Annotated in this window: 13 protein-coding genes; 12 read left to right on the top strand and 1 reads right to left on the bottom strand. The window is 64.3% G+C overall.

Features of this window, described 5'->3' with window-relative positions; translation table 11 throughout:
• The first annotated feature begins 44 nt into the window (after positions 1-44).
• From ACRQ5Q_RS20265 to fabZ, 11 genes are all read left to right on the top strand, one after another.
• Positions 45-1,040 (top strand): 30S ribosomal protein S2, encoded by a 996-nt coding sequence (locus tag ACRQ5Q_RS20265; RefSeq protein ID WP_439368380.1) that lies wholly within the window; start codon positions 45-47, stop codon positions 1,038-1,040.
• Positions 1,041-1,173: 133 nt separating this feature from the next.
• Positions 1,174-2,097: a translation elongation factor Ts gene (gene tsf, locus ACRQ5Q_RS20270; protein ID WP_439399647.1), complete on the top strand. Its 924-nt coding sequence runs from the start codon at positions 1,174-1,176 to the stop codon at positions 2,095-2,097.
• A 60-nt stretch (positions 2,098-2,157) separates the two neighbouring features.
• Positions 2,158-2,874, top strand: coding sequence for a UMP kinase (pyrH, locus tag ACRQ5Q_RS20275; protein WP_439368378.1), 717 nt, complete (start codon positions 2,158-2,160; stop codon positions 2,872-2,874).
• Positions 2,875-2,943: 69 nt separating this feature from the next.
• Positions 2,944-3,507: a ribosome recycling factor gene (gene frr, locus ACRQ5Q_RS20280; protein WP_057756077.1), complete on the top strand. Its 564-nt coding sequence runs from the start codon at positions 2,944-2,946 to the stop codon at positions 3,505-3,507.
• A gap of 10 nt (positions 3,508-3,517) precedes the next feature.
• Positions 3,518-4,276, top strand: coding sequence for an isoprenyl transferase (locus tag ACRQ5Q_RS20285; RefSeq protein ID WP_439368377.1), 759 nt, complete (start codon positions 3,518-3,520; stop codon positions 4,274-4,276).
• On the top strand, positions 4,273-5,115 hold the full coding sequence (locus ACRQ5Q_RS20290; RefSeq protein ID WP_439399648.1) for a phosphatidate cytidylyltransferase: 843 nt from the start codon (positions 4,273-4,275) through the stop codon (positions 5,113-5,115). Before ACRQ5Q_RS20285 ends, ACRQ5Q_RS20290 begins: the two co-directional genes overlap by 4 nt.
• A 4-nt stretch (positions 5,116-5,119) precedes the next feature.
• On the top strand, positions 5,120-6,343 hold the full coding sequence (dxr, locus tag ACRQ5Q_RS20295; protein ID WP_439368375.1) for a 1-deoxy-D-xylulose-5-phosphate reductoisomerase: 1,224 nt from the start codon (positions 5,120-5,122) through the stop codon (positions 6,341-6,343).
• A gap of 43 nt (positions 6,344-6,386) precedes the next feature.
• Positions 6,387-7,538, top strand: a complete 1,152-nt coding sequence (gene rseP, locus ACRQ5Q_RS20300; RefSeq protein WP_439368374.1) for an RIP metalloprotease RseP — start codon at positions 6,387-6,389, stop codon at positions 7,536-7,538.
• Positions 7,539-7,713: 175 nt separating this feature from the next.
• Positions 7,714-10,266, top strand: a complete 2,553-nt coding sequence (gene bamA, locus ACRQ5Q_RS20305) for an outer membrane protein assembly factor BamA (protein ID WP_439399650.1) — start codon at positions 7,714-7,716, stop codon at positions 10,264-10,266.
• A 125-nt stretch (positions 10,267-10,391) separates the two neighbouring features.
• Positions 10,392-11,459 (top strand): UDP-3-O-(3-hydroxymyristoyl)glucosamine N-acyltransferase, encoded by a 1,068-nt coding sequence (gene lpxD / locus ACRQ5Q_RS20310; protein ID WP_439399651.1) that lies wholly within the window; start codon positions 10,392-10,394, stop codon positions 11,457-11,459.
• Complete coding sequence (gene fabZ, locus ACRQ5Q_RS20315; protein WP_183238958.1) at positions 11,456-11,917, top strand: 3-hydroxyacyl-ACP dehydratase FabZ; 462 nt, start codon at positions 11,456-11,458, stop codon at positions 11,915-11,917. Before lpxD ends, fabZ begins: the two co-directional genes overlap by 4 nt.
• Positions 11,918-11,940: 23 nt before the next feature.
• Here fabZ and ACRQ5Q_RS20320 read toward each other — a convergent pair whose 3' ends face one another.
• On the bottom strand, positions 11,941-12,264 hold the full coding sequence (locus ACRQ5Q_RS20320) for a KTSC domain-containing protein (protein WP_439399653.1): 324 nt from the start codon (positions 12,262-12,264) through the stop codon (positions 11,941-11,943).
• Positions 12,265-12,423: 159 nt separating this feature from the next.
• Between ACRQ5Q_RS20320 and lpxA the strand changes: the two genes are divergently transcribed.
• Entirely contained in the window at positions 12,424-13,215 is a 792-nt protein-coding gene (gene lpxA, locus ACRQ5Q_RS20325) for an acyl-ACP--UDP-N-acetylglucosamine O-acyltransferase (protein ID WP_439368369.1), read from the top strand.
• Positions 13,216-13,224 lie beyond the last annotated feature (9 nt).

Below are 13,224 nucleotides of genomic sequence, written 5' to 3' on the forward strand. Positions count from 1 at the left end.
TTTGCTCACACGTTTCCGGAGGAACCAACCGGAGAACTAGAACGATGGCACTGCCCGATTTCACTATGCGTCAGCTGCTCGAAGCTGGCGTGCACTTTGGTCACCAGTCTCACCGCTGGAATCCGAAAATGGCTCCGTTCATTTTCGGTACCCGTAACAACATCCACATCGTCGACCTCGCCCAGACCGTGCCGATGCTGCACCAGGCCCTTCAGGCCGTCAGCGATACGGTGGCCAAGGGCGGCCGCATCCTGTTCGTCGGCACCAAGCGCCAGGCGCAGGACGGCGTTGCCGATGCTGCCAAGCGCTGCGCGCAGTATTTCGTCAATTCGCGCTGGCTCGGCGGTACGCTGACCAACTGGAAGACGATCTCGGCCTCGATCAAGCGCCTGCGTCACCTCGACGACGTGCTCTCGGGCGGCGAAGCCAATTCCTACACGAAGAAGGAGCGCCTGACGCTTCAGCGCGAGCGCGACAAGCTCGACCGCTCGCTCGGCGGCATCAAGGACATGGGCGGTCTGCCCGACCTGATCTTCGTGATCGACACCAACAAGGAAGACATCGCGATCCAAGAGGCCCAGCGCCTCAACATCCCGGTCGCCGCGATCGTCGACACCAATTCGGACCCGAAGGGCATCACCTATGTGGTCCCCGGCAATGACGACGCCGGCCGCGCCATTTCGCTGTACTGCGATCTCATCGCGCGTGCGGCGATCGATGGCATCTCGCGCGCCCAGGGCGATTCGGGCATCGACATCGGCGCCTCGGCCCAGCCGGTCGCCGAAGAGCTGCCGGCGCCCTCGTCGAGCGGTTTCCAGGGCCTTGCAGGCCCCCGCGGCACCGCCGACGACCTCAAGAAGCTCCCGGGCGTGTCGGGTGCGATCGAGAAGAAGTTCAACGATCTCGGTATCTTCCACTACTGGCAGCTCGCCGAGCTCGACCACGACACCGCGCACACGATCGGCGAAGAAGTCGGTCTGCCCAGCCGCGCGGATGCCTGGGTGGCCAAGGCCAAGGCGCTGACCGCGGAAGCGGAATAGTCAAAAAGAGCGATGGGTTGGCCGGACGGGATCCGGCCACCATTTCAGTTGACGCGAATTCCTGAGATGGACCGCGGCGGGGCGATTTGATGCCACGCCGCGGCAAACCGGCAGGCACAAAGGATTTTCAACGATGGCAACGATCACAGCTGCGATGGTCAAGGACCTGCGCGAATCGACGGGCGCGGGCATGATGGACTGCAAGGCCGCGCTCACCGAGACCAATGGCGACATGGAAGCGGCGCAGGACTGGCTGCGCAAGAAGGGCCTGTCGAAGGCTGCGAAGAAGTCAGGCCGCGTCGCGGCCGAGGGCCTGATCGGCGCGCTCACCAAGGGGACCAAGGGCGTCGTGGTCGAGGTCAACTCCGAGACCGACTTCGTCGCGCGCAACGGCCAGTTCCAGGGCCTCGTCAAGATGATCGCGCAGGTCGCGTTCGACGTCGGCGCCGACGTCGAGAAGATCAAGGCCGCCAAGGTCGGCGACGTCACGATCGAAGCCGCCATCAATGACGCGATCGCCACCATCGGCGAGAACATGACGCTGCGCCGCGCCGCCGCCCTCGAAGTGAAGCAGGGCGTGGTGTCGCACTACGTCCACGGTGCCGTGATCGACGGCGCCGGCAAGATGGGCGTGATCGTGGCGCTGGAATCGCCGGGCAAGGCCGACGAGCTCGCCGCCCTCGGCCGCCAGATCGCGATGCATGTCGCCGCCGCCAACCCGCTGGCGCTCGATCCGTCCGGCCTCGATCCGGCGGTCGTCAAGCGCGAGAAGGACGTGCTCGCCGACAAATATCGCCAGCAGGGCAAGCCCGAGAACGTGATCGAGAAGATCGTCGAGTCCGGCCTGAAGACCTACTACAAGGAAGTCTGCCTGCTCGAGCAGGCCTTCATCCACGACACCGGCAAGTCGGTGGCGCAGGCGGTGAAGGAAGCCGAGGGCAGGGTCGGCGGCGCAGTGAAGATCGCCGGTTTTGTGCGCTATGCTCTCGGTGAGGGAATCGAGAAGCAGGAAAGCGACTTCGCAGCCGAGGTCGCTGCGGCCAGCGGCAAGAAGTAAGCGCCGGAACGTTCCTTCCGGCGTGCCGCCGGAAGCGGCGCCCGGACAAGGAAAGTGCTCATGACTGATCCGGTCTATCGTCGCGTCGTGATCAAGCTGTCCGGCGAGTATCTCGCGGGACAGCAGGGGTTTGGCATCGATCAGCCGACCGTCGACCGGGTTGCGGACGATCTGATCGCCGCCCGCAAGCTCGGCACCGAGGTTGCGGTCGTGATCGGCGGCGGCAACATGGTCCGCGGCGTCGAGGTCTCCTCAAGGGGGGTCTCGCGCACCACCGGCGACACCATGGGCATGCTCGCCACCATGATGAACTGCCTCGCGCTGGAAGGGGCGATCGAGCGGAAGGGCACGCCGGCGCGCACGCTGTCGGCCTTCGTCATGCCCGAGATTTCCGAGCTGTTCACCCGTACTGCGGCGCACAAATACCTCGCCGAAGGCCGAATCGTGCTGCTCGGCGGCGGAACCGGCAATCCGTTCTTCACGACCGACACCACGGCGGTACTGCGTGCCGCCGAGATCGGCGCGGAGGCGGTCCTGAAGGCGACCAATGTCGACGGCGTCTACTCGGCCGACCCGAAGAAGGATCCGAGCGCCACGCGGTTCGACCGGCTGACGCATGCGCAGGCGATCGAGGGCGGCTACAAGGTGATGGATGCGACCGCCTTCGCGCTTGCCCGCGAGACATCGCTGCCTATCATCGTGTTCTCGATCGCTGAGCCGGGCTCGATCGGTGCGATTCTGCGTGGCGTCGGTCACGGAACCATCGTCGCCGGCTGACGGCCCATCTGCCGCGCCCTCGAGGGAAGGGGCGAGGTGAGGTCGCCGGGATTTTGAAGGAGCAAACTGATGGCCACGGGTAATTTCGACCTCAACGAAGTGAAGCGCCGCATGCAGGGCGCCGTCGCCTCGCTCAAGCACGAGCTTGGCGGCCTGCGCACCGGCCGCGCCTCGGCCTCGATGCTCGATCCGGTGCAGGTCGACGCTTATGGCAGTCACATGCCGCTCAATCAGCTCGCCACCGTCAGCGTGCCCGAGCCGCGCCTGATCTCGGTGCAGGTCTGGGACAAGTCGATGGTCAAGGCGGTGGAGAAGGCGATCGTCGACTCCAATCTCGGCCTGTCCCCCGCGACCGAAGGCCAGGTGCTGCGCCTGCGCATTCCGGAGCTCAACGAGGAACGTCGCAAGGAGCTGGTGAAGGTCGCGCACAAATACGCCGAAGCCGCCAAGGTCGCCGCGCGCCACGTCCGCCGCGACGGTCTCGACGTGCTCAAGAAGCTCGAGAAGAATCACGAGATGTCGGAGGACGACCAGAAGCGTCACGCCGACGAGGTGCAGAAGGCGACCGACGGCACCATCGCGGAGATCGACCAGCTGCTGGCCGCCAAGGAAAAAGAAATCCTGACCGTTTAAGGCTGCCTCCATGTCCAACGCCGCCGCGCCCGCTACGGAAGGACCCGACCGGTCCGGGGCGCCCGCGCATGTCGCCATCATCATGGATGGCAACGGGCGTTGGGCGGCCGCGCGTGGCCTGCCGCGAGCAGAAGGGCATCGCCGCGGTGTCGAGGCCCTGCGCCGCGTGGTGCGCGCTTCGCACGAGCTCGGCATCCGCTATCTCACCATCTTCTCGTTCTCATCGGAGAACTGGTCGCGTCCGGCGAGCGAGATCGGTGATCTCTTCGGTCTGCTCCGCCGCTTCATCCGCAACGATCTGGCGAGCCTGCATCGCGACGGCGTCAAGGTTCGCATCATCGGCGAGCGGGACGGGCTTGAAAGCGACATCTGTGCGCTGCTCAACGAGGCCGAGGAGCTGACGCGCGACAACACGCGCCTCACGCTCGTCGTCGCCTTCAACTACGGCTCGCGGCAGGAGATCGCGAAGGCGGCGCAGAAGCTGGCGCGCGAAGTCGCCGAAGGCAAGCGCGACCCTGCCACGATCGACGCCGAGACGCTTGGGGCGCATCTCGATGCGCCCGAGATCCCCGATCCCGATCTCATCATCCGCACCAGCGGCGAGCAGCGCCTGTCGAATTTCCTGATGTGGCAGGCCGCCTATAGCGAGCTCGTCTTCGTGCCGATCCACTGGCCCGATTTCGACAAGGCGGCGCTGGAAAGCGCGATCGCCGAATTCGCCAGGCGCGAGCGCCGTTTCGGCGGTTTGGTCGCGAAAACCGCCTCGTGAGCGAATCCGACACCGCACCGGCGGGCGCAAAGCCTGCCCCGAGCAATCTGGTGATGCGGGTCCTCGCAGCGCTGGTGCTAGCGCCGCTGACCATTGCCATCGCTTATGCCGGCGGCTGGCTGTGGACGCTTCTCGTCACGCTGGTCTCGGTCGGGCTGTTCGCGGAATGGTTGATCGTGGTCGGTGCCGGCTCCGCCGCACTGACGGGGGCAGGGACCATCGTCATTGCCACGATGGGCTTGTGCGTTGCCGCCGGCGCGCTCAAGACCTCCGTCGTCACTGGCCTCGTCGGCGGTGCGATCGTGACGCTGATCGCGCGGGGAAAGTTCCTATGGGCAGCCACCGGCTTTGCCTATGCATCGGCGGCGCTGCTGGCCTCGATCCTGGTCCGGAAGGATCTCGTCAACGGCTTCTCAGCGCTGATGTTCGTGCTGCTGGTGGTGTGGGCGACCGATATCGGCGGCTATTTCGCTGGCCGCGGCATGGGCGGGCCGAAGCTGTGGCCGCGGGTGAGCCCGAAGAAGACCTGGGCCGGAGCCGTCGGCGGCTTTGCCGCGAGTCTTGCAGTTGCCGCCGGCTTTGCAGCCTGCGGGGTCGGCAAGGCGATCCCGCTGCTGCTCGTCAGCGCCGTGCTCTCGGTGGTATCGCAGCTCGGCGATCTCTTCGAATCCGCGGTGAAGCGGCGGTTCGGCGTCAAGGATTCCAGTCACTTAATTCCTGGCCATGGCGGGCTTATGGACCGTCTGGACGGCTTTGTTGCCGCCATCCTGGCGGCCTGGTTTATCGGCTTTCTCCGTCACGGTGTGCATAGCGCCGGAAGCGGTCTTATGGTTTGGTGAGGATATGAGCGCCGTCCCCTTGCGTAATAACAGGCTTGCTGCGTCCGACATTCGCAGCGTCACAGTCCTCGGTGCCACCGGCTCGATCGGCGACAGCACGATGGATCTGCTGCGCGCCTCTCCCGAGCGCTACCGCGTCGAGGCCTTGACGGCGAACGGCAATGTCGAAGCGCTGGCCAAGCTCGCGAAGGAATTCAACGCGCGCTTCGTGGCGATCGCGGACAGCTCCAAGCTCGGCGAGCTCAAGGCTCTACTGGCGGGAACGAGCACCGAATGCGGCGCCGGCGAAAGCGCGGTGATCGAGGCCGGCGCGCGTCCCGCGGACTGGGTGATGGCGGCCGTCAGTGGCGCCGCCGGGCTGAAGCCGGCTCTCGCCGCCGTCGATCGCGGCGCGCATGTCGCTCTCGCCAACAAGGAATGCCTCGTCTGCGCCGGCGATTTCTTCATGCAGCGCGCGGCGAAGGCGGGCGCCTGCATCCTGCCGGCCGATTCCGAGCATAACGCTTTGTTTCAGGCACTGGCATCGGGCAATCGCGACGAGCTGGTTTGCGTCATCATCACCGCATCGGGCGGCCCGTTCCGGACCTGGAAGCCGGCTGACATCGAGCAGGCGACCCTCGAGCAGGCGCTTAAGCACCCGAACTGGAGCATGGGCCAGAAGATCACGATCGATTCCGCCTCGATGATGAACAAGGGGCTCGAGGTGATCGAGGCTTCCTATCTGTTCGCACTCTCGCCCGACGAGATCGACGTCCTCGTGCATCCGCAGTCGATCATCCACGGCATGGTCGAATTCTCCGACCGTTCAGTCATGGCGCAGCTCGGCGCGCCCGACATGCGCACGCCCATCGCCCATTGCCTCGGCTGGCCCGATCGCATCAAGGGCCCGGCGGCCAAGCTGGACCTCGCGAAGATCGGCCAGCTCACCTTCGAGGCACCGGACTTCGAGCGGTTCCCCGGACTGCGACTGGCCTACGATTCGCTCCGGACCGGGAAGGGGGCCACCACGGTCTACAATGCCGCCAACGAGGTCGCCGTTGCCGCCTTCATCGCCGGCAAGATCCGCTTCGGCGCGATTGCGCGGCTGGTCGAGGCGACCCTCGACGATTGGATCCGCGGCGGGAACCTGGCGCCCCTGACGTCCGCCGACGATGCAATCTCTGTTGACCATGTTGCTCGAAATAGAGCCGCCGCCCTATTGCCTCAAATTGCCTTAAAGGCATCTTAATTGGTTGGGGCCAGGGCCTTGCGGCGCTGGATGAGGGAAATCGATGATCGACTTTTTTGTCCATAGTTTCAATGCATTGAGCCATGGGCTCCTCGGCTACGCGGTTCCCTTCCTGTTCGTCCTGACCATCGTCGTGTTCTTCCACGAACTCGGCCATTTCCTGGTCGCGCGCTGGGCGGGCGTTCGGGTGTTGACCTTCTCGCTCGGTTTCGGACCCGAGCTGGTCGGTTTCAACGACCGCCACGGCACCCGCTGGAAGATCTCGGCGATCCCGCTCGGCGGCTACGTCAAGTTCTTCGGCGACGAGAGCGAGGCCTCGACCCCATCGGCCGAGACGCTTGCGGCGATGACCGCCGAGGAGCGCGCCGGCAGCTTCCACCACAAGAAAGTCGGCCCGCGCGCGGCCATCGTCGCGGCCGGACCGATCGCCAATTTCATCCTGGGCGCGCTGATCTTCGCCGGCATGGCGCTCTACTACGGCAAGCCGAGCACGATCGCTCGCGTCGACGGCGTCGTCGCCGATGGCGCTGCGGCTGCGGCCGGTTTCAAGATCGGGGACATCGTCGTTCAGATCGACGGCAAGCCGATCGAAAGCTTTGCCGACATGCAGCGAATCGTTGCGATGAACGCCGGTTCGGCGCTTGCATTCCAGGTGAAGCGTGACGGCGCCATCGTGGCTCTGACTGCGACCCCCGCGCTGCTCGAGCGCAAGGATCCGTTCGGGAACAGCCACCGTGTCGGCGTGCTCGGCGTCGAGCACAAGACCCAGGCCGGCGAGACTTCCACCGTTCCGGTCGGTGTGGGCGAAGCGGTCAAGATCGGCGTGGAACAGGTCTGGTTCATCATCACCAGCACCTTCAAATTCCTGGGCTCGCTGTTTGTCGGACACGGTAACCCGAACGAGGTCAGCGGCGTTCTTGGGATCGCGAAGATGTCGGGGCAGGCGGCCAGTGCCGGGTTCCAGTTCGTGATCAACCTTTGTGCGGTGCTGTCGGTGTCTATCGGGCTCTTGAACCTGTTCCCGATCCCGCTGCTCGATGGCGGTCACCTTATGTTCTATGCGGCGGAGGTCGTTCGCGGCCGGCCCTTGTCCGAGCGGACTCAGGAGATGGGGTTCCGAATCGGGCTGGGTTTGGTGCTGATGTTGATGGTGTTTGCGACCTACAACGACATTCTGCGGATGGCAGCTTCCTGATCGGGGCTTTTTTGTGGCGTTGCTGTTGAGCAACGTCTTGGAATGAAATTGAAATTGCGGCGCGTTCGGCCGTTTGCGGCGTCGGCGAAATTGGCTACAAGCGGCCTGAAACTTGGGGAATCTCCAGACCGGCGTTGGGGTGGGTCTGGTGCGGAATGATAAGGGCGCGTTGCGCATGAAGTTTGGACTGCGACTCCGGGGGGGCTTGCTCGCGACCCTGATCATGTTCGGCGCGCCGGTGGTTGCCCCCGTCGGGGCCGTCTTGGTGTCTTCGTCTGCGCTTGCTCAGACCGTCCAGTCGATTTCTGTCGAAGGAAATCGCCGCGTCGAGGTGGAGACGATCCGCTCCTATTTCAAGCCGGGTCCGGGCGGGCGCCTGGATCAAGCCGCCATCGATGACGGCCTCAAGGCGCTGATCGAGACCGGCCTGTTCCAGGACGTCAGGATCAACCGCGGCCCCGGCGGCCAGATCGTCGTTTCCGTGGTGGAAAACCCGGTGATCGGGCGCATCGCCTTCGAGGGCAACAAGAAGATCAAGGACGAGCAGCTCACCGCCGAGGTCCAGTCCAAGGCGCGCGGAACCTTCTCCCGCGCCATGGTGCAGTCCGACACGCTGCGAATCGCCGAAATCTATCGCCGCTCCGGCCGCTACGACGTGCGCGTCACGCCCGAAATCATCGAGCAGCCGAACAACCGCGTCGACCTCATCTTCACGATCGTGGAAGGCGCCAAGACCGGCGTGAAATCGATCGAGTTCGTCGGCAACGTCGCGTTCTCGTCCTACCGCCTGCGCGACGTCATCAAGACGCGCGAATCGAATCTTCTCAGCTTCCTTGCCAGCGGCGACATCTACGACCCTGATCGTGTCGAGGCGGACCGCGACCTGATCCGCCGCTTCTACCTCAAGAACGGTTTCGCCGACGTCCAGGTCGTGGCGGCGCTGACCGAATACGATCCGGAGAAGAAGGGCTTCAACGTCACTTTCAAGATCGAGGAAGGCGCGCAATATCGCGTCGGCGCGGTCGACTTCCGCTCCAGCATTCCGAACTTCGATCCGTCTTCGATGCGGGCCTATTCGCGCGTCGGTGTCGGCTCGCTCTACAACGTCGAATCGGTCGAGAAGTCGGTCGAGGAGATGCAGATCGAGGCGTCGCGCCGCGGTTATGCCTTCGCCGTAGTCCGTCCCGGCGGCGACCGTAATTTCGAGGCGCACACCGTGTCCGTCGTGTTCAACATCGACGAGGGTCCGCGCACCTATATCGAGCGCATCAACCTGCGTGGCAACACCCGCACGCGTGACTACGTCATCCGCCGCGAGTTCGACATCTCGGAAGGCGATGCCTACAACCGCGCGCTGGTCGATCGCGCCGAGCGGCGCCTGAAGAACCTCGACTATTTCAAGAGCGTCAAGATCACGACGGAGCCCGGCTCGTCGAGCGACCGCGTCATCCTGATCGTCGACATGGAAGAGAAATCGACCGGCGACTTCTCGATCTCGGGCGGTTACTCAACGACCGACGGCGCGCTGGCCGAAGTTTCGGTCTCCGAGCGCAACCTGCTCGGCCGCGGCCTGTTCGCCAAGGCGTCGGTGACCTACGGCCAGTACGCGCGCGGCTATTCGCTGTCGTTCGTCGAGCCGTACCTGCTCGACTATCGCGTCGCGCTCGGCCTCGACCTCTACCAGCGCCAGCAACTGTCCAACAGCTACATCTCCTACGGCACCAAGACGCTCGGCTTCTCGCCGCGCCTCGGCTTCAGCCTGCGTGAAGACCTGTCGCTCCAGCTGCGCTACTCGATCTACCAGCAGGAAATCACGCTGCCGTCCTATCTGGCGAACTGTAACAACGTGCAGTTTCTGCCTGACGGCACCCCGAACCCCGCCTTCAATCCGAGCCCAGCCTTTGCCAATGCCAATGGTTTGAGTCTCGCCTCAACCAATGGCCTGGGTTGCTACATCGACGGCGAAGCTTCGCTGCCGGTGCGCAAGGAACTTGCGGGCGGCAGGACGCTGACCTCGGCGCTCGGCTACTCGCTGAACTACAACACGCTGGACAACAACAAGAACCCCACCGACGGTCTGATCGTCGACTTCCGTCAGGATTTTGCCGGCGTCGGCGGCGACGTCTCCTACCTGAAGTCCGTCATTGATGCGAAGTACTACACTCCGCTGGTGTCCGACATCGTCGGCCTCGTCCACCTTCAGGGTGGTGTTCTGAACCAGATCGGCAACAAAGAACTGCGCATGCTCGATCAGTTCCAGATGGGCCCGAATCTCGTCCGCGGCTTTGCCCCGAACGGCATCGGCCCGCGCGATTTGAATCCCTATGGCACGCAGGACGCGCTTGGCGGCACCAAATATTGGGGCGCTTCGTTCGAATTGCAGATGCCGTTCTGGTTCCTGCCGAAGGAAGTGGGTCTGAAGGGCGCGGTCTACGCTGACGCCGGCGGTCTCTTTGACTATCAGGGACCGACGACGTGGTTGGCGACCAACGAAATAACCACGACCAGGAATTCGAACTGTACGCCGTCGACGATCAACCCGGCCACGCCTGGCACCTGTACCGGCCTGGTGTATGACAACGGCAATACCGTCCGTTCGTCGGTTGGTGTCGGTTTGATCTGGCAGTCACCATTCGGACCGCTGCGCTTCGACTACGCCGTGCCGCTCACCAAGGGCAAGTACGACCGTGTGCAGGAGTTCAGGTTCGGCGGCGGCACCTCGTTCTAGTTCGATCAGCACGGCACGATCCGGATCAGTGGAGCCGGTTTCCGAAAGGGATCGTGCCAATCCAACAGATAAGGCATGATGCGGCCTGACCGCTTCATGCCGAAGCCGGACCGCGACGGGGTGGAATGGCGCAGCCGACCTTCTTCACAAAGCCGCCTGCCACGGCGCTGGCCGACATTGCCACGCTGACCAAGGCGCAATTGGTCGACCCCACGAGGGGCGGCCAAGTCATCACGGGCCTGGCTTCGCTGGACGAGGCCGGCCCGATGCATCTGACATTCTTCGACAACCTCAAATATGCCGATCAGCTCAAGGCAACCAGGGCGGGTGCATGCCTGGTCAGTCCGCGCTTCGAGGCCGAGGTGCCCGCGCACGTGGCCGTGCTGCGGGCGAAGCAGCCGTTCCGCGCCTTCGTCGCGATCGCCCGGGAATGGCACGGCGACGCGCTGCGGCCGCAATCCTGGACCGGCAGCGACGGCATTGCACCGTCCGCCATCATCGACCCCACGGCACGGCTCGAGGACGGCGTGATCGTCGATCCCCTGGCCGTCATCGGTGCGGATGTCGAGATCGGCAGCGGCACGGTGGTCGGTGTCGGCGCGGTGATTGGCCCGGGCGTCAAGATCGGCCGGGACTGCAATGTCGGCGCCCGCACCGCGATCCAGTGCGCTCTGATTGGCAACAATGTCTTGATCCATCCGGGCTGCTCGATCGGGCAGGACGGCTACGGTTTCATCTTCTTCGGTCCCGAGGGCCATCTGAAGGTGCCGCAGACCGGACGCGTGCTGATCCAGAACGACGTCGAGGTCGGCGCCAACACCACGATCGACCGCGGGTCTTTGCGGGATACGGTCATCGGCGAGGGGACCAAAATCGACAATCAGGTCCAGATTGGCCACAATGTCACGATCGGCCGGCATTGCCTGCTGGCGGCCCAGATCGGCCTCGCGGGCAGCCTGACCATCGGCGACAACGTGGCGCTCGGAGCGAAGGTGGGCATCAACAATCACCTCAAGATCGGCGATGGTGCCCAGGTGACCGCGATGAGCGCGGTCAAGGACGACATTCCGCCGGGCGGCCGCTGGGGCGGGCATTTCGCCAAGCCGACCAAACAATGGTTCAAGGAGATCATCGCGGTGGAGCGCCTGGTACGCGACAGCAAGGCCGATCCGAAGGACGAGGGACGGGAATGACGGAGGAATCGCCTATCAAGTTCGAACTGGTGGACATCAACGCCATCCTCCAGACGCTGCCGCACCGCTTTCCGATGCTGCTGATCGACCGCGTGATCAACATCCGCGCCGATTACAGCGGCATCGGCATCAAGAACGTCACCTTCAACGAACCGGCCTTCCAGGGGCATTTCCCCGAGCGCCCGGTCTATCCCGGCGTCATGATGATCGAGGCGATGGCGCAGACGGCGGGCGTGATCGGCATCAAGTCGGTCGAGGGCACCGAGAAGCCGCGCGCGGTGTATTTCCTCACGATCGACAAGTGCAAGTTCCGCAAGCCCGTGCTGCCCGGCGATACCATCGAGTATCACATGCGCTCGCTCGGCCGCCGCAAGACCATGTGGTGGTTTCACGGCGACGCCAAGGTCAACGGCCAGGTGGTTGCGGAGGCCGACGTCGGCGCCATGCTGACGGACTGAAGAGCCAGCCAGCGCGAATGGATTCACGCGTGGCAGTCGTAGCGGCTGCCAGCGGTCTCGCGCCTGAGATTCCGGTTGAAGAACTGGCCCATGGACGGTGCGCCCAGAAGGCGGTCGACCGTCTCGGCCGTGACGCGGCAATAGCGGTCATAGGCGCCGCCCGCCACGACGACGAGGTCCTGCCGCGCGCGATCGTAGCAGACCCGCTGGAGCACCGTGCTCCGAGTGATGTCGCGGCACTCGAATGTGCCGAGATCGATGCGGTCGCGCTCGCCGATCTCCACCCGCTCGGAGACAACGGGCGCAGCCGCGAGGTGTGTGAGCAGGAGTACCAGAGCCCTGACCATGTTAAGTTCAAGCTCCACGTGAACACGTTGAAAGGCGGTGAGGGCCGCTTCATCCGGCACTTGAAACAGGCCGAGATGATACGTCACTGGACAGATCGGGCATAGTCGCGCTAACCACCGGAAAACCAAGCTACTTCAACACACAATCAGACCTTCTTGATGAGTAAGATTGATCCCACCGCGCGGGTCGCGAACGGCGCCGTGATCGGCGAGGGCACCGAGGTCGGGCCCTTCTGCATCATCGGCTCGAACGCCGTGATCGGCCAAAACTGCAAGCTGATCGGACAGGTCACGATCATTGGCCATACGTCGATCGGCGACGGCTGCGTGATCTCTCCGTTCGCGGTGCTCGGTGGCGCGCCCCAGGATCTCAGCTACAAGGGCGAGCCGACCCGGCTCGAGATCGGCTCGGGCTGCACCATCCGGGAAGGTACGACGATGAACGTCGGCACCATCAAGGGCGGCGGGCTGACGCGCGTCGGCAACGGCGGCTACTTCATGAACAACAGCCATGTCGGCCACGACTGCATGGTCGGCGACAACGTGATCTTCGCGACCTCCGCGACGCTCGGCGGTCATTGCGAGATCGGCGACGCCGTCTATATCGGCGGCCTGTCCGCGGTGCACCAGTTCACGCGCATCGGCCCCTATGTCATGGTCGGCGGCGTCTGTGGCGTGCGCGACGACGTCATCCCGTATGGGCTCGTCAACGGCCAATATGCGGTGCTGGAGAGCCTCAACCTGATCGGCATGAAGCGTCGCAAGTTCACCAAGCAGCGGCTCGCGACGGTGCGCGGCTTCTATCAGAAGCTCTTCCATGGCCCCGGCACGTTTGCCGAGCGGCTCGAGGCGGCGCGGCCGCTCGCGGGGGAAGATCCGGCCATCGCAGAAATCCTCGACTTCATCGGCAAGGGCAAGCGCCCGCTCTGTCTGCCCGCCATCTCGAAGTGACGCTGGGAT

This window comes from Bradyrhizobium sp. PMVTL-01 (assembly GCF_051861855.1).
In the GTDB taxonomy this organism is placed as follows: Bacteria; Pseudomonadota; Alphaproteobacteria; order Rhizobiales; family Xanthobacteraceae; genus Bradyrhizobium.

Coding starts and splice junctions, on each gene's coding strand:
- ACRQ5Q_RS20265 (WP_439368380.1), top strand. CDS start 45: ATGGCACTGCCCGATTTCACTATGCGTCAGCTGCTCGAAGCTGGCGTG.
- tsf (WP_439399647.1), top strand. CDS start 1,174: ATGGCAACGATCACAGCTGCGATGGTCAAGGACCTGCGCGAATCGACG.
- pyrH (WP_439368378.1), top strand. CDS start 2,158: ATGACTGATCCGGTCTATCGTCGCGTCGTGATCAAGCTGTCCGGCGAG.
- frr (WP_057756077.1), top strand. CDS start 2,944: ATGGCCACGGGTAATTTCGACCTCAACGAAGTGAAGCGCCGCATGCAG.
- ACRQ5Q_RS20285 (WP_439368377.1), top strand. CDS start 3,518: ATGTCCAACGCCGCCGCGCCCGCTACGGAAGGACCCGACCGGTCCGGG.
- dxr (WP_439368375.1), top strand. CDS start 5,120: ATGAGCGCCGTCCCCTTGCGTAATAACAGGCTTGCTGCGTCCGACATT.
- rseP (WP_439368374.1), top strand. CDS start 6,387: ATGATCGACTTTTTTGTCCATAGTTTCAATGCATTGAGCCATGGGCTC.
- bamA (WP_439399650.1), top strand. CDS start 7,714: ATGAAGTTTGGACTGCGACTCCGGGGGGGCTTGCTCGCGACCCTGATC.
- lpxD (WP_439399651.1), top strand. CDS start 10,392: ATGGCGCAGCCGACCTTCTTCACAAAGCCGCCTGCCACGGCGCTGGCC.
- fabZ (WP_183238958.1), top strand. CDS start 11,456: ATGACGGAGGAATCGCCTATCAAGTTCGAACTGGTGGACATCAACGCC.
- ACRQ5Q_RS20320 (WP_439399653.1), bottom strand. CDS start 12,264: ATGGTCAGGGCTCTGGTACTCCTGCTCACACACCTCGCGGCTGCGCCC.
- lpxA (WP_439368369.1), top strand. CDS start 12,424: ATGAGTAAGATTGATCCCACCGCGCGGGTCGCGAACGGCGCCGTGATC.